The following is a 15274-nucleotide window of genomic DNA, read 5'->3' as shown; positions in this document are numbered from 1 at the left end:
GGAGTACGGCCCGGCCCTCCGTTAGGCTCAGGATCGGTGTCTAACCTGCGGCCAAGGAGTGGAACACGTGTCTGATCTGTCCCAGATTGTGAAGGCGTACGACGTCCGTGGGACGGTGCCGGACCAGTGGGACGAACGGGCCGCCGAGGCACTGGGCGCCGCCTTCACCCAACTGCTCAACTCCACCGACGAGCCGGGCGACGCGGTCGTCGTCGGGTACGACATGCGGGCCACCTCGCCCGGCCTGGCCGCCGCGTTCGCCGCCGGTGTACGCGCCGAGGGCCGCTCGGTGATCGAGATCGGCCTCGCCTCCACCGACCTGCTCTACTACGCGTCCGGCTCGCTCGACCTGCCCGGCGCGATGTTCACCGCCAGCCACAACCCCGCGCAGTACAACGGCATCAAGATGTGCCGCTCCGGCGCGCGCCCGATCGGCCAGGAGAGCGGCCTGGCCGAGATCCGGGAGCGGGCCCAGGCCCTCCTGGACTCGGGCGACGCTCGTCCCGCCGGAGCGCCGACCCGGCCCGCCGAGCGGCGCGACCTGCTCCCCGACTACGCCGGCTACCTGCGCAAGCTGGTCGACCTCTCGGGCATCCGGCCGTTGAAGGTGGTCGTCGACGCCGGCAACGGCATGGGTGGCTTCACCGTTCCGACAGTGCTGGGCGACGCGGCCCTGTCGCCGCTGCCGCTGGAGATCGTGCCGCTCTACTTCGAGTTGGACGGCAGCTTCCCCAACCACGAGGCCAACCCACTCGACCCGGCGAACCTGGTCGACCTCCAGCGCGCTGTGGTCGAGCACGGGGCCGACATCGGGTTGGCCTTCGACGGTGACGCCGACAGGTGCTTCGTGGTGGACGAGCGCGGCGAACCGGTCTCACCGTCGGCGATCACCGCGCTCGTCGCCGCCCGTGAGTTGGCCAAGCACCCCGGTTCCACGGTGATCCACGGCCTGATCACCTCCAGCGCCGTCCCGGAGATCATCCGGGAGCACGGTGGGCAGCCGGTCGTCGCCCGGGTGGGGCACTCCTTCATCAAGGCGGAGATGGCCCGCACCAACGCCGTCTTCGGCGGCGAGCACTCCGCGCACTACTACTTCCGGGACTTCTGGTTCGCCGACACCGGGATGCTCGCGGCGATGCACACGTTGGCCGCGCTGGGCGAGCAGTCGCTGCCGCTGTCCGTGTTCGCCGGTGAGTACGAGCGCTATGTCGCCTCCGGCGAGATCAACTCGACGGTGGCCGACCAGGCGGCGGCGGTGGCCGAGGTGCGCGCCGCGTACCCCGACGCGGTGGCCGACGAGATGGACGGGCTCACCCTGCGTTTCCTCGACGGCGCCTGGTTCAACCTGCGCGCCTCCAACACCGAACCACTGCTGCGACTCAACGTCGAGGCGCCCACCCGGGATCGGATGGTCTCGCTCCGGGACGACGTGCTCGACCGCGTTCGCCGATAAGATCGCCTGCGCCGGTCGGCACCGCCGTCGGTCAAGCCGTACACGTGGAAGGAGCCGCGCCATGGCCCTGGATCCGCAGTTGCTCGAGATCCTTGCCTGTCCGGACACGCACCACGCCCCGCTCACCTATGACGCCGAGGCGCAGACGTTGACCTGTACGGAGTGCGGCCGGATCTTCGAGGTCCGCGACGACGTGCCGGTGCTGCTGCTCGACGAGGCGCGCGGCGGCCCCGGGCAGTCCTCATGATCGACGGTACGGCCGGGGTCAGCGGGCGCCGTGACGCCGACGAGGCCCTGCTCGACAACCCGCAGGCGTTGGCCGAGGCCGACCCGGGCGGCATGCTCCGGCACACGGCGTCGGCCGGTGCGCAGGTTCGCGAGAGCGCCGCGCTGGCAGCCGAGGCGAACCTCGCGGTGCTCGCCGACGACGGGCGGCCCCGAGCCGTCGTGATCGCCGGCATCGGCACCGCCGGGCGTACCGGGGACGTGCTGGCCACTGTCGCCGGGCCACGCTGCCCGGTGCCGATCATCGGGCACCGCTCCGCTGGCGTACCCGGTTGGGTGGGCGCCGCCGACGTGGTGATCGCGGTGAGCGCGTCCGGACGGAGCCCGGAGGCGCTCGGCGCCGCCGAGGCGGCCCACCGCCGTGGTGCCCGACTCGTCGCAGTGGGTGCCCCGGACTCGCAGTTGCAGTCGATCGCCGAGCAGGCCCGGGCGCCGTTCATCCCGGTGCCCCGGCGTGCGCCGGCCCGCGCCAGCCTCTGGGCGCTCACGGTGCCGGTTCTGCTCGCCGCGCGTTCCCTCGGGCTGGTGAAGGTCAACGAGGCGGACCTGGCGGAGACCGCGGCCCGGCTCGACGCGGACGCCGACCGCTGCCGGTCCGCCGCCGAGTCCTTCGTCAACCCGGCGAAGTCACTGGCGCTGGGCCTGGCCGGTTCGATCCCCATCGTCTGGGGTTCGTCCCCGCTGGCCACTGTGGCGGCCCGCCGGTTCGGTGACACCCTGTCGGCCAACGCCCGCTACCCGGTGGTCACCGGAGCGCTGGGTGAGGCCGGGCGGGGTCGGGTCGGGCTGCTCGACGGCGTCTTCGGCGGCCTGGCCGAGGGGGAGCGGGACATCTTCGCCGACCCGGCCGAGGACGACGGCGAGGGCACCCGGCTGCGGCTGGTGCTGCTGCGCGACGGCGGCCTCAACGCCGAGGACGACACCGACGAGCCGCTCGCCGTCGAGGAGCGCCGTGCGGACGCGGTGCAGACCCTCGCGGAGCGCCGTGGCGTGCGGTGCGACGTGGTGACCGCCGAGGGCGGCTCCGCCCTGGAGCGGCTGGCGTCGCTGATCGCCGTTCCGGATTTCGCCTCGATCTACCTTGCGCTGGCACACGGGTTGGACCCGATGGCCGTTCCGGCCATCACCGAGATGAAGGAGCTGTCGAACCAGTGAACGAACGTAGGGGGCGGCGCGTCATGCGCGGACCGGTCGGCTTCGTGCGGCGAAGCGGAGCGGTGGCATGAGCGCCAACGGTGGGACGAAGGCGATTGTCGCCGCCCTGCTGGCCAACATCGGCATCGCCGTCACCAAGTTCATCGCGTTCCTGCTCTCCGGCTCGTCGTCGATGCTGGCCGAGGCGGTTCACTCGGTCGCCGACTCCGGTAACCAGGGCCTCCTGCTGCTCGGTGGCAAGCGGGCGAAGCGCGCGGCAACCCCGGAACACCCGTTCGGGTACGGCCGGGAGCGCTACATCTACGCGTTCATCGTGTCCATCGTGCTGTTCAGCATCGGTGGCCTGTTCGCGCTCTACGAGGCGTACCACAAGTGGCATCACAAGGGCGGTATCGAGTCCTGGCACTGGCTGCCGGTGGTCGTGCTGGTGTCGGCGATCATCATGGAGTCGTTCTCCTTCCGGACCGCCATCAAGGAGTCCAACCACGTCCGGGGCAACCAGTCCTGGGTGCGTTTCATCCGCCGGGCCAAGGCGCCGGAGCTGCCGGTGGTGCTCCTGGAGGACTTCGGCGCGCTGGTTGGTCTGGTGTTCGCCCTGTTCGGCGTCACCATGACGCTGATCACCGGCAACGGCGAGTGGGACGCCGCCGGCACCGCGATGATCGGCATCCTGCTGGTCGTCATCGCCGTGGTGCTGGCCATCGAGACGAAGAGCCTGTTGCTCGGTGAGGGCGCCGAGGCGTCCGAGCTGGCGGCCATCGAGCGGGCCGTCACCGACGGCCCCGAGGTGGAGCGGATCATCCACATGAAGACGCTCTACCTGGGCCCGGAAGAGCTGATGGTGGCCGCCAAGATCGCCGTTCCGGAGTGGGAGAGCGCCCACGACCTGGCCCGTGGCATCAACGCCGTCGAGGCGCGGATCCGCGCCGCGGTGCCGGTCGCCCGGGTGATCTATCTGGAGCCGGACGTCTACAGCGCCGCTGCCGCCGCGGCCGGCACCGGTGCCGCGGCGGACACCGCCGTGCCGCAGGACACGTCGGGCGAGCCGGCCGGGCGGCCCGGGGGCTGACGGGTGGAGCCACTGTACGGCCCGATCCGGGACTACGCCTGGGGCTCGCGTTCGGCCATCGCCCTCCTGCAGGGGCGATCGGTGCCGAGCGCGGGCCCGGAGGCGGAGCTGTGGTTGGGGGCCCACCCGGGCGCTCCGGCCCACGTGGATCGTGCCGGTCTGCGGGTGAGCCTGTGTGACCTGGTGCGGGACGAACCAGGGCAGTGGCTCGGGCAGCGGGTGTCCGAGCGGTTCGGCAGCCGGCTGCCGTTCCTGCTCAAGGTGCTCGCCGCCGACGCTCCGCTGAGCTTGCAGGCCCACCCGGACGCCGAACAGGCGCAGGCCGGCTACGCGGCGGAGGCGGGGCGCCCCGAGGGGCAGCGAAACTACTCCGACCCGCACCACAAGCCGGAGTTGCTGGTCGCGCTCACCCCGTTCGAGGCGCTCTGCGGTTTCCGGGATCCGGCGGAGTCGGCCGAGGCGCTCGCCGCGTTCGGCGTACCGGCGTTGGCGCCGGTGGTGGCCGCGTTGCGGGCCGGGCCGGCGGGGTTGCGGACGGCGGTGCGGACGCTGCTCGGCTGGCCGGTCGCCACGCGTCACGACCTGCTGGCCGAGGTGGTGGCGGCGCCGGCCGACGGCCCGGACGCGGAGCTGACCCGCCGGCTGGCCAGGGCGTACCCGGGGGATCCGGGTGCGCTGGTCGCGCTGCTGTTGCACCACCTGCGGCTGGAGGCGGGGGAGGCGATCTGGATGCCCGCCGGCAACCTGCACGCCTACCTGAGCGGCTGCGGCGTGGAGATCATGGCGGCCAGCGACAACGTGCTACGTGGCGGCCTGACCCCGAAGCGGGTGGACGTCGACGAGTTGCTGCGGGTGCTGCGCTTCGAGGTGCTCGACGATCCGGTGCGCCTCGCGCAGCCGGTCGGTCCGGGCGTGGACTGGTGGCCGGTGCCGGTGGACGATTTCGCGCTGCACCGGGTGCGGGTCGACGCGGCGGTGCCCTCGGTGACGCTGCCGCTGCCCGGACCCAGGGTGGTGCTCTGCGCCGGCGGTTCGATCACCGTGGACGACGGTGCCGGCGCGCTGACGCTGGCCTCCGGCGAGGCGGCGATCGGTACGGCGTTGGAAGCGCCGCTGCGGATCGACGGCGCCGGTGTGGCGTACGTGGCGACGTCCGGGCTGCGCTGACGCCGGCTCGGGTGAAAGACACAAGTCCGACTTTCCCGGAATAGCTTGACGTCCCCCTGCCTGAATGTGACTCTATGAGTACGCAGCGTTATCGTGACGACGGTCCGAGAACGTGCGGGGGAACCAAACCGGGGGGATGCGCGGGGCGGGCGGGACGTGGGCGGGAAGGTCCGTTCACCACCGACCGCCCCGTGCGCTGTCCGCGGACCGTGCCTGACGCCAGTCGCCGACGCGCGTAAGGTGGAGGGTCGGCGTAGACATCGTTCGACAGGAGCTTTCATGACCAGCACCCTCCCGGCGTCCGCTAGCGGCACGCCGTCCGAGGCCCGGCCGAGCACGCTCGCCGACGGCGACTTCAAGGTGGCGGATCTGTCGCTCGCCGAGTTCGGGCGTAAGGAGATTCAGCTCGCCGAGCACGAGATGCCCGGCCTGATGGCGATCCGTCGCGAGTTCGCCGAGGCGCAGCCGCTCGCCGGCGCGCGGATCACCGGCTCCCTGCACATGACCATCCAGACCGCCGTCCTGATCGAGACGTTGGTCGCGCTCGGCGCGCAGGTGCGCTGGGCGTCCTGCAACATCTTCTCCACCCAGGACCACGCCGCCGCGGCGATCGTCGTCGGCCCGGACGGCACCCCCGAGGCTCCGGCCGGGGTTCCGGTGTACGCCTGGAAGGGCGAGACCCTGCCGGAGTACTGGTGGTGCACCGAGCAGGTGCTCGCCTGGCCGGACGGGCAGGGCCCCAACATGATCCTCGACGACGGCGGCGACGCCACCCTGCTCGTCCACAAGGGTGCCGAGTTCGAGCGGGCCGGGGCGGTCCCGCCGGTCGAGTCCGCCGACTCCGAGGAGTACGCGGTCATCCTCGAGCTGCTGCACCGCTCGCTCGGCGAGGACGGCCAGCGCTGGACCCGGATCTCCGCCGGCATCAAGGGCGTGACCGAGGAGACCACCACCGGCGTGCACCGGCTCTACGAGATGCACCGGGCCGGCACCCTGCTCTTCCCGGCCATCAACGTCAACGACTCGGTCACCAAGAGCAAGTTCGACAACAAGTACGGCTGCCGGCACTCGCTCATCGACGGCATCAACCGCGCCACCGACGTGCTGATCGGCGGCAAGATGGCGGTCGTCATGGGCTACGGCGACGTGGGCAAGGGCTGCGCCGAGTCGCTGCGTGGCCAGGGTGCCCGGGTCGTGGTGACCGAGGTGGACCCGATCTGCGCGTTGCAGGCCGCGATGGACGGTTACCAGGTCGCCACCCTCGACGACGTGGTCGAGCAGGCCGACATCTTCATCACCGCCACCGGCTGCTTCGACGTGATCACCAACGAGCACATGGCCCGGATGAAGCACCAGGCCATCGTCGGCAACATCGGCCACTTCGACAACGAGATCGACATGGCCGGGTTGGCCAAGCGGTCCGACGTCGAGCGGATCAACATCAAGCCGCAGGTCGACCTGTGGCGTTTCGCCGACGGGCACGCCATCATCGTGCTGTCCGAGGGCCGCCTGCTGAACCTGGGCAACGCGACCGGGCACCCGAGCTTCGTGATGTCGAACTCGTTCGCCAACCAGACGATCGCCCAGATCGAGCTCTTCACCAAGACCGAGGAGTACCCGATCGGCGTCTACGTGCTGCCCAAGCACCTGGACGAGAAGGTGGCCCGGCTGCACCTCGGCGCGCTCGGCGCCAAGCTGAGCACGCTGACCAAGGAGCAGGCCGCCTACCTCGGCGTCTCCACTGAGGGTCCGTTCAAGCCGGATCACTACCGCTACTGATCGACGTCTCTGAACCGGGTCGGCTGTTCGCAGCCGGCCCGGTTCGTCGTCCCCACGGCCGTCCCCGCTGCGCCCCCGTCACTTCCGCGATCTTGCAGTTTCGGTTGGAGATTTGCGGCTTTGACGCGATATGCCCCCGCAGAAAGTGCAAGATCGCGGGGGCGGCGGGGCGGGGGCGGGGCGGGGCGGGGCGCGGGGTGGGTTAGGTGCGGCGGGTGGGGCGGAACCAGGTCCAGATGCACCAGGCCAGCCAGCCGAGCGAGACGAGGGTGGCCAGCGCCCTCAGGCGTAGTGCGCTGAGCAGCAGCACCACGGCCAGCACCGTCAACCACGGCAGGAATCCCCTCACGGCGCCGATCTTCGCACAGTGGGTTCGCCGCAGACAGGGGTGAGCTTGTCGTGAACAACTTGACGAGGGCCCTGAGCAGGGAGGAAGGTATGCCTGCCCTAAGTCAGCCAAGGCGTGCCTAACCTACTCGGAGCCCGGATGTTCGCCACCTACCTGATCGGTCTGCGGGAAGGGCTGGAAGCCACCCTGGTGGTCAGCATCCTGGTCGCCTTCCTGGTGAAGTCGCAGCGCCGGGACCGGCTGCCGCAGGTCTGGGCGGGCGTCGGCCTGGCTGTGGCGCTCTCGGTGCTCTTCGGCTGGCTGATCGAGTACACGTCGACCTCGCTGCTGTCCCGATCCGAGGATCGTGAGTTGTTCGAGGCGATCACCTCGGTCGCCGCCGTGGTCTTCGTGACCTGGATGATCTTCTGGATGCGCCGCGCCGCCCGGACCATCGGTGGCGAACTGCGGGGCAAGCTCACCGAGGCGCTGGCCGTCGGGTCCCTCGCCGTCGCCGGCATGGCCTTTCTCGCGGTGATCCGCGAGGGCCTGGAGACCGCGCTGATCTTCTACTCGGCCGCCCAGGGAGCTGCCGGCGACAGCGGCCCGCTGCTCGCGTTGATCGGCGGCATCGTCACCGCAGTGGTCCTCGGCGTGCTGCTCTACGCCAGCGCCCTGCGGATCAACCTCAGCAAGTTCTTCACCTGGACCGGCGCGCTGCTGATCCTGGTCGCCGCCGGCATCCTCAAGTACGGCGTGCACGACTTCCAGGAGGCCGGTGTCCTGCCCGGACTGAACGACCTGGCGTTCGACATCACCGGCGCGCTCGACCCGAGCACCTGGTACGCGGCCCTGCTCGCCGGCATGTTCAACGTGACTCCCGCACCCACGGTGCTGGAGACGATCGCCTGGGTCGCGTACGCCGTACCGGTGCTCCTGCTCTTCCTGCGACCGGCCCGGCCCAAGCCGGCACCCACCGCTACCACCACCACCGTCACCGAGCGCGGGGCCGACACCGGCGCCGAGGCCGAGCCGGCGTCCGCGCCGCAGCGTGCCTGACCCACGAGGAGAGACAGCCCAGATGCGTACCACCCAGTTCTTTGCGCTGGCCGCCGCCGGTGTGCTGGCGACGGCCGGTCTGGCCGCCTGCTCCGACTCCGACAAGGGTGGCTCGGCCGCGTCCGGCGGACCGATCGTGGTCAAGGCCAGCGACACCTCCTGTGAGGTCGGCTCGACCGACCTCGGCGCCGGCACCGCCACCTTCAAGATCACCAATTCGGGCGCGAAGGTGACCGAGTTCTACGTGTACGCCGACGGTGACCGGGTGATGGGTGAGGTGGAGAACATCGCCCCCGGGTTGAGCCGCGAGCTGCACGTGGAGTTGCCGGCCGGCACGTACCAGACGGCCTGCAAGCCGGGGATGAGTGGCAAGGGCATCCGGGGCGCGCTCAAGGTCAGCGGTTCGGCGCAGCCGCTCACCGCCGACGCCGCGCTGGGTGACGCCACCGACAACTACCAGCGTTACGTCAAGAGCCAGACCACCGCGCTGTTGGACAAGACCGAGGAGTTCGTCGCCGCGGTCAAGGCCGGCGATGTGGCGAAGTCCAAGGCGCTCTACCCGGTCGCCCGCACCTACTGGGAGCGGATCGAGCCGGTCGCCGAGATCTTCGGCGACCTCGACCCCAAGATCGACGGCCGCGAGGAGGTCATCGAGGAGGGGATGGAGTTCACCGGCTTCCACCGGATCGAGAAGGACCTCTGGCAGTCCGGCGACATCAGCAAGGACGGCCCCATCGCCGACCGGCTGCTGGTCGACGTCAAGGAGATCGTGGCCAAGGCGAACGCCGAGAAGCTCTCCCCGCTCCAGCTCGCCAACGGTGCCAAGGAACTGCTCGACGAGGTGGCCAGCGGCAAGATCACCGGCGAGGAGGACCGCTACTCGCACACCGACCTGTGGGACTTCGCCGCCAACCTCGAAGGTTCCAAGGCCGCCGTGTCCGCCCTGCGGCCCGCGTTGCAGCAGCGCTCGCCGGAGCTGGTCACCCAGCTTGACACCGAGTTCACCAACGTCGAGGGGCTACTCGGCAAGCACCGCGCCGGCGACGGGTGGAAGCTGCACACCGCGCTGAGCAAGGCCGAGCTCAAGGAGCTCTCCGACGGGATCAACGCGCTCGCCGAGCCGATCAGCAAGGTCGCCGCGGCCGTCGCCAAGTGATCACCTGGCAGAAAGAGTCGAGTCGATGAGCGGGAGCAGGTTCACCCGGCGCCGGGCGATCACCCTGGCCGGCGCCGGGGTGGCGGGGGTCGCCGGAGTGGCGGCCGGTGCGGGGGCGCTGCTGAACGGCTCCCACGGTCCGGCCGCGGCGAGCGACCACCCGGCCGGGGCGGTGCCGTTCCACGGCGAGCACCAGGCCGGCATCGTCACCCCGGCGCAGGACCGGCTGCACTTCGTGGCCTTCGATGTGATCACCAAGGACCGGGCCCGACTCGTCGAACTGCTTGAGGAGTGGACGGCCGCCGCCGCCCGGATGACAGCGGGGCGCGACGCCGGGGTGCTGGGTGCGGTCGGCGGGATGCCGCAGGCCCCACCGGACGACACCGGTGAAGCACTCGGACTGCCTCCCTCGCAGCTCACCCTCACCATCGGTTTCGGGCCGACGCTGTTCCGCGACGCCGACGGGCGCGACCGCTTCGGCCTCGCCGACCGTCGGCCCGCCGCCCTCGCCGAGCTGCCGAAGTTTCCCGGCGACGCGTTGCAGCCGCAGCTCTCCGGCGGCGACCTCTGCGTCCAGGCCTGTGCCAACGACCCGCAGGTGGCGGTGCACGCGATCCGCAACCTGGCCCGGCTCGGCATGGGCGTGGTGAGCGTCCGTTGGTCGCAGCTCGGCTTCGGCCGCACCTCGTCGACCTCCCGGGAGCAGGCCACCGCGCGTAACCTGTTCGGGTTCAAGGACGGCACGGCTAACCTCAAGGCCGAGGACACCGACCTGCTGCGCGACCAGTTGTGGGTGCAGCCGGGCGACGGGCCGGACTGGATGACCGGAGGCTCGTACCTGGTGACCCGCAAGATCCGAATGCTCGTGGAGACCTGGGACCGGACCTCCCTCGCTGAGCAGGAGGAAATCGTCGGCCGGACCAAGGGCAGCGGCGCGCCGTTGGGTCGCAGCGGCGAGTTCGACGAGCCCGACTTCGCCGCCCGGGGGGCGGACGGGAAGCCGGTGATCGCCGAACACGCCCATGTCACGTTGGCTCATCCGAGTCGGAACGGCGGCGCTCAGCTGCTGCGCCGGGGTTACAACTTCGTCGACGGCTCGGACGGCCTCGGGCGACTCGACGCGGGCCTCTTCTTCATCGCCTACCAGCGTGACCCGCGCCGTCAGTTCGTGCCGATCCAGACCCAGTTGGCTCGGCACGACGTGATGAACGAATACCTGCGACACGTCTCCAGCGGGGTGTTCGCCTGCCCTCCCGGGGTACGCGACGGCGGGGATCACTGGGGGCGTGGGCTGTTCGGCTGACCGCCGTCCGGATGGCGACAACCGGATCGGCCCAGCCTGCGGTAGCGCCAGGTGGCGCCAAAGGGGGATCATGGTCGCAGCCCGGCGATGGCCCGTTCGCGCGCCAGGCACCGTAGCCGTGGCGCCGCCGCCGCGGACCGCGATCACCGGTTTGACGGCGGCGCGGAGCGTTACCGGCGGACGCCGGTCCCACCGAACTGAATGAGGATGCAATATTAATCCCATGAGAGCCCGCGTACTGGTGGTCGACGATGACCCCGCGCTCGCCGAGATGCTCGGCATCGTGCTGCGCAGTGAGGGTTTCCTGCCCTCTTTTGTGGCGGACGGCGAGCGGGCGTTGGCCGCCTTTCGCGACAGTCGTCCCGATATCGTGCTGCTTGACCTGATGCTCCCCGGTATGAGCGGTATCGACGTCGCCCGGTCGATCCGGGCGGAGTCTGGCGTGCCCATCGTCATGCTGACCGCGAAGAGCGACACCGTGGACGTCGTGCTCGGCCTGGAGTCCGGCGCCGACGACTACGTGGTCAAGCCGTTCAAGCCCAAGGAGCTGGTGGCCCGGATGCGGGCCCGACTGCGCCGAGGCGAGGACGTGGCCCCGGAGATGCTCACCATCGGGCCGCCGGACAACCAGATCACCATCGACGTTCCGGCGCACACGGTGAGCCGCAACGACGAGGAGGTGAAGCTGACGCCGCTGGAGTTCGACCTGCTGGTCGCGCTCGCCCGCAAGCCACGTCAGGTCTTCACCCGCGAGGTGCTGCTCGAACAGGTCTGGGGCTACCGGCACGCGGCCGACACCCGTCTGGTCAACGTGCACGTCCAGCGGTTGCGGGCCAAGATCGAGCCGGACCCGGAGCGACCGGAAATCATCCTCACCGTGCGGGGCGTGGGCTACAAGGCAGGGACCGGATAGCCTGGTCGCACTGTGTCGACCTCGCCGCCCCCACCCTCCCCGAGTACGGCTGCCCGCCGGCCCAGCGCCGGCGGGGAGCTCTGGCGTGCGGTCAGCGGTCGGGTCGCTCGTGCGGTGGGTCGGGCCCACCAGACCTGGCGCCGCTCGCTCCAGGTCCGGGTCGTGACCATCACGCTTGTCGCGTCCAGCCTGCTGGTCGGCGGGTTCGCGTTCCTGATCGCTGACAAGATCACCACCATCCTGCTCGACAGCGCTCGCAGCGACGTCCGGCAGCGGGTGACCAGCGGTGCCAGCTACGCGGCCAAGCAGGTCTCCTTCTACGGGCAGCCGCAGGAGGCGCAGCTCCAGGAGACCATCGACGGCACCGTCAACTACCTGGCCGGCGGCGACCCCCAGCAGACCAGCGGGGTGGTGGTGGCGATCACCGCCGACGACTACCCCAACGACATCCAGACCCGCACCTCCCCGTCGGCCAACGTCCAGTCGCTGATCAGCCCCGAGCTGCGAGCCGCGATCGCCGACGGCAAGGTGGCCAGTCAGATCCGCACCGGGCGACTCACCGGTGAGACCACCAAATACCTTGTCTACGGCTCGCCGGTGCCCACCCGCTTCGGCCAGATCGAGCTTTACTATCTGGTCCCGCTGGGGCGGCAGGACGTTACCGCCGCCGACGCCCGCGCCACCGTGGTGGCCACCGGGGTCGCGCTGGTGATCCTGCTCGGGTTGCTCGCGGCGCTGGTCACCCGGCTGGTGGTAAACCCGGTCCGGGTCGCCGCACGAACCGCCCAGCGGCTCTCCGCGGGCCTGCTCGACCAGCGGATGGTGGTCAACGGCGAGGACGACCTGGCCCTGCTCGCCGCGTCGTTCAACCAGATGGCCACCAACCTGCAACGGCAGATCCTGCGCCTGGAAGAGATGTCCCGGTTGCAGCGTCGCTTCACCTCGGACGTCTCCCACGAGCTGCGTACCCCGCTGACCACGGTCCGGATGGCCGCCGACCTGATCTTCGCTGAGCGCGACGAGTTCGACCCGGCGGTCGCCCGCAGCGCCGAGCTGCTCCAGGCCGAGTTGGACCGATTCGAGGAGCTGCTGACCGACCTGCTGGAGATCAGCCGGTTCGACGCGGGCTTCGCCATGCTGGATTCCGAACCGACCGACCTGGTGCCGGTGGTGCACCGGGTGGTCGACCGGCTGGCTGGCCTGGCCGAGCGGGTGGGCGTACCCATCGAACTCGACCTGCCGGGCACGCCGGTGATCGCCGAGGTCGACCCGCGCCGGGTCGAGCGGGTGTTGCGCAACCTGGTCGGCAACGCCGTCGAGCACGGCGAGGCCCGCCCGGTGCTGATCACCCTCGGCATCGACGAGACCGCCGTGGCGATCACCGTCCGCGACCACGGTGTGGGGCTGAAGGTGGGCGAGGAGAAGCTGGTGTTCAACCGGTTCTGGCGGGCGGACCCGTCCCGGGCTCGGCAGACCGGGGGCACCGGGCTCGGCCTGTCGATCAGCCTGGAGGACGCACGGCTGCACGGCGGCTGGCTGGAGGCGTGGGGTGCTCCCGGGCAGGGCGCGCAGTTCCGGCTCACCCTGCCGGCCCGTGCGGGCGATCGGCTGACCACCTCACCGCTGCGGCTGGTGCCGGCCGACGCCGCCCTGCCGTTCGGCGGCCCCCGCGACGGTGGGCCACTGGCCATCGGGCCCGGCACCGGCGGGGCACTGGCGATCGACCCGGCTCCGGCCGGCGACGGGCAGCGGACGGAGGTGCGCTCGTGAGACGGCCGACTCTGCTCGGGACCCTCGGCGTGATGGTGCTGCTGGGCGCCGGCTGTGGCATTCCGGCGGCATCCGACGTGCGGGTGGACGGCAAGGGCGGCGCCGCGACCGAGGCCGGTGTGATCAGTCGGGGCAGTGAGCCGCCGACGCGGACGGCCAGCGGCAGCGTCAACGAGACGTTCGTCCGCAACTTCCTGTCCGCCGCCGCCGGCGAACCGGATCGGGCGTACGAGCGGGTCAAGGCGTTCATCGCCCCGGAGGACAAGACCCGCCTACAGGACAAGAAGGGCAGCGAGGTCGCGCTGAACGTGGTCCGGCTGCGCGAGGCGGTCTACACCCTCAACAGCGACTCGACCACTACCGTGAAGATCGCCGTGCAGCAGATCGGGGTGCTGCGGACCAATGGCACCCTGGCGCCACCGGTGGCGACCGAGACCGAGTACGAGTTCGGCCTCCGCAGTGCGTCCTTCAACGGTGGCGTCAACGATGACCGGGCCGGCCTCTACATCATCAACCCGCCCAACGTGCTGCTGCTCAGCGACACCGCACTTCGCGAGTATTACCAGGACGAGACGATCTACTTCTGGAGTTCGGACCGCAGCCGCCTGGTGCCCGACCAGCGCTACCGGCCGCAGGCGGTGCCGGTCGAGCGGCAGGTCAACGAGGTGGTGAAGTGGCTGGTCGGCGGCCCCTCCGACTGGTTGCGCCCGGGAGTCGTCGGGCTGCCGGACCGCACCGAGCTGATCAACAACGCCACCGGCGGCAACGGTCGGTGGGAGGTCAACCTGGACATGTCCGGTGACGACCAGAGCGGGATCGATCAGTTGATCACGCAGATCGCCTGGTCGTTGGGCGACCTCACCGGTCAGCTGGAGTTGAAGATCCGTAACAACGCGCAGCCCGTGGTGGACCTGGGCGAGCGACGAGACTCCCAGGTGCTCTATCCGTATGCCGCCAGCCCGCAGCGGTTCGGCGTGTACGACGGGGCGATCCACCCACTCGACTTCGACGGCGAGCCCAGCGGCACCGTGCCGTTGACACCCGAGGCCAACCGTAACGTCGTCTCCGCCAGCCTCGGGCTGGCCAAGGACCGCCGGATCCTCGCCGCGATGGTGGTCGCCGGCAGCGGCAAGAACCGGTACCGACTCGCCGTGGGCACCGGCGTCGACCCGGTCTCCGTGATCAGCCGCAGCGGCACCGAGTACTCCTCGATCGGCCGGCCGGTCTGGCTGCGTACCGTCGACAACCGCCCCAGCCGCGGCCTGGTGGTGGCCGACGGGCAGCTCTACCGGTTCGACGAGGCGGCCCGGATGTATCCGGTGCCGCTCAACCTGCCCTCCGCCGCGGTCACCGCGGTGGCCGCCGCGCTGGACGGCCAGCGGGTGGCGCTCATCGCTGGCGGCCGTCTCTACGTCGCCGCGGTCAACCTCGACGGCGGCGGGGCCTCCGTCGGCCCGCCCCGGGAGTTGGTCACCTCGCTGAACAACCCGACGGCTGTCGACTGGGGCAGGGAGGACCAGTTGGTGGTGGCGGGGTCGGTCGGCCAGCCGGCGATCTACGAGATCAGTGTCGACGGCGCCCTGGAGACGCCGCTGCGGACCGACCTCGGCGCCAAGGTCACCCACCTGACCGCGTACCCGACCAACCGCAGTGTGCGGGCGCCCAGCGGGGCGTACATGTACGAGGCGAACGGGGTGGCCTACCGCAGCAGCCCGTTCGAACGGATCGAACCCGGCCGGGTACGCGACATCGCCCCGGTGCCGAGCGGTGTCCGGCCGAGCAACCCGTCAGCGCCGTTCTTCCTCTACTGACGTGGTGAGCGGGCTCTGGTCGGACC

Annotated in this window: 13 protein-coding genes; 12 read left to right on the top strand and 1 reads right to left on the bottom strand. The window is 70.7% G+C overall.

The window, feature by feature from the left end:
• The first annotated feature begins 67 nt into the window (after nucleotides 1-67).
• The 6 genes from AB0B94_RS09650 to ahcY all read left to right on the top strand — a co-directional run bounded on the left by AB0B94_RS09650 (nucleotide 68) and on the right by ahcY (nucleotide 6908).
• On the top strand, nucleotides 68-1453 hold the full coding sequence (locus tag AB0B94_RS09650) for a phosphomannomutase/phosphoglucomutase (protein WP_357270747.1): 1386 nt from the start codon (nucleotides 68-70) through the stop codon (nucleotides 1451-1453).
• Nucleotides 1454-1514: 61 nt separating this feature from the next.
• The gene (locus AB0B94_RS09645; RefSeq protein ID WP_091394023.1) at nucleotides 1515-1700 is read left to right on the top strand and encodes a Trm112 family protein; all 186 of its coding nucleotides are present in this window, start codon (nucleotides 1515-1517) and stop codon (nucleotides 1698-1700) included.
• Entirely contained in the window at nucleotides 1697-2893 is a 1197-nt protein-coding gene (locus tag AB0B94_RS09640) for an SIS domain-containing protein (protein WP_091394020.1), read from the top strand. Before AB0B94_RS09645 ends, AB0B94_RS09640 begins: the two co-directional genes overlap by 4 nt.
• 67 nt (nucleotides 2894-2960) lie before the next feature.
• Nucleotides 2961-3962 carry a cation diffusion facilitator family transporter gene (locus AB0B94_RS09635; protein ID WP_357270743.1) on the top strand — a complete coding sequence of 334 codons (1002 nt, stop codon included), beginning with the start codon at nucleotides 2961-2963 and terminating at the stop codon, nucleotides 3960-3962.
• Nucleotides 3963-3965: 3 nt separating this feature from the next.
• Nucleotides 3966-5129 (top strand): mannose-6-phosphate isomerase, class I, encoded by a 1164-nt coding sequence (manA, locus tag AB0B94_RS09630; protein WP_357270740.1) that lies wholly within the window; start codon nucleotides 3966-3968, stop codon nucleotides 5127-5129.
• Nucleotides 5130-5408: 279 nt separating this feature from the next.
• On the top strand, nucleotides 5409-6908 hold the full coding sequence (gene ahcY, locus AB0B94_RS09625) for an adenosylhomocysteinase (RefSeq protein ID WP_091394012.1): 1500 nt from the start codon (nucleotides 5409-5411) through the stop codon (nucleotides 6906-6908).
• Nucleotides 6909-7110: 202 nt separating this feature from the next.
• Here the strand turns inward: ahcY and AB0B94_RS09620 are convergent, their stop codons facing one another.
• Entirely contained in the window at nucleotides 7111-7257 is a 147-nt protein-coding gene (locus AB0B94_RS09620; RefSeq protein WP_167493764.1) for a hypothetical protein, read from the bottom strand.
• Between the two features lie 138 nt (nucleotides 7258-7395).
• Here AB0B94_RS09620 and efeU point away from each other — a divergent pair, with 138 nt between their 5' ends.
• The 6 genes from efeU to AB0B94_RS09590 all read left to right on the top strand — a co-directional run bounded on the left by efeU (nucleotide 7396) and on the right by AB0B94_RS09590 (nucleotide 15248).
• The gene (efeU, locus tag AB0B94_RS09615) at nucleotides 7396-8295 is read left to right on the top strand and encodes an iron uptake transporter permease EfeU (RefSeq protein ID WP_357270737.1); all 900 of its coding nucleotides are present in this window, start codon (nucleotides 7396-7398) and stop codon (nucleotides 8293-8295) included.
• Nucleotides 8296-8317: 22 nt separating this feature from the next.
• Complete coding sequence (gene efeO / locus AB0B94_RS09610) at nucleotides 8318-9451, top strand: iron uptake system protein EfeO (protein WP_357270734.1); 1134 nt, start codon at nucleotides 8318-8320, stop codon at nucleotides 9449-9451.
• Nucleotides 9452-9476: 25 nt separating this feature from the next.
• Nucleotides 9477-10754 (top strand): iron uptake transporter deferrochelatase/peroxidase subunit, encoded by a 1278-nt coding sequence (gene efeB / locus AB0B94_RS09605; protein ID WP_357270731.1) that lies wholly within the window; start codon nucleotides 9477-9479, stop codon nucleotides 10752-10754.
• 223 nt (nucleotides 10755-10977) lie between these two features.
• Nucleotides 10978-11667 (top strand): MtrAB system response regulator MtrA, encoded by a 690-nt coding sequence (gene mtrA / locus AB0B94_RS09600; RefSeq protein WP_030331519.1) that lies wholly within the window; start codon nucleotides 10978-10980, stop codon nucleotides 11665-11667.
• 12 nt (nucleotides 11668-11679) lie between these two features.
• Complete coding sequence (mtrB, locus tag AB0B94_RS09595) at nucleotides 11680-13437, top strand: MtrAB system histidine kinase MtrB (RefSeq protein ID WP_357270728.1); 1758 nt, start codon at nucleotides 11680-11682, stop codon at nucleotides 13435-13437.
• Complete coding sequence (locus tag AB0B94_RS09590; protein WP_357270725.1) at nucleotides 13434-15248, top strand: LpqB family beta-propeller domain-containing protein; 1815 nt, start codon at nucleotides 13434-13436, stop codon at nucleotides 15246-15248. Before mtrB ends, AB0B94_RS09590 begins: the two co-directional genes overlap by 4 nt.
• Nucleotides 15249-15274: the final 26 nt, after the last annotated feature.

It is taken from the genome of Micromonospora sp. NPDC048986 (assembly GCF_040649335.1).
Lineage (GTDB): Bacteria > Actinomycetota > Actinomycetes > Mycobacteriales > Micromonosporaceae > Micromonospora > Micromonospora alfalfae.
Note: the sequence above shows the minus strand (reverse complement) of the source record. Positions and strands in the feature narration are given on the sequence as shown.

Excerpts from the sequence above, each read along its gene's own strand:
- AB0B94_RS09645 (WP_091394023.1), top strand. The coding sequence starts at position 1,515 with ATGGCCCTGGATCCGCAGTTGCTCGAGATCCTTGCCTGTCCGGACACG.
- AB0B94_RS09640 (WP_091394020.1), top strand. The coding sequence starts at position 1,697 with ATGATCGACGGTACGGCCGGGGTCAGCGGGCGCCGTGACGCCGACGAG.
- AB0B94_RS09635 (WP_357270743.1), top strand. The coding sequence starts at position 2,961 with ATGAGCGCCAACGGTGGGACGAAGGCGATTGTCGCCGCCCTGCTGGCC.
- ahcY (WP_091394012.1), top strand. The coding sequence starts at position 5,409 with ATGACCAGCACCCTCCCGGCGTCCGCTAGCGGCACGCCGTCCGAGGCC.
- efeU (WP_357270737.1), top strand. The coding sequence starts at position 7,396 with ATGTTCGCCACCTACCTGATCGGTCTGCGGGAAGGGCTGGAAGCCACC.
- efeO (WP_357270734.1), top strand. The coding sequence starts at position 8,318 with ATGCGTACCACCCAGTTCTTTGCGCTGGCCGCCGCCGGTGTGCTGGCG.
- efeB (WP_357270731.1), top strand. The coding sequence starts at position 9,477 with ATGAGCGGGAGCAGGTTCACCCGGCGCCGGGCGATCACCCTGGCCGGC.
- mtrA (WP_030331519.1), top strand. The coding sequence starts at position 10,978 with ATGAGAGCCCGCGTACTGGTGGTCGACGATGACCCCGCGCTCGCCGAG.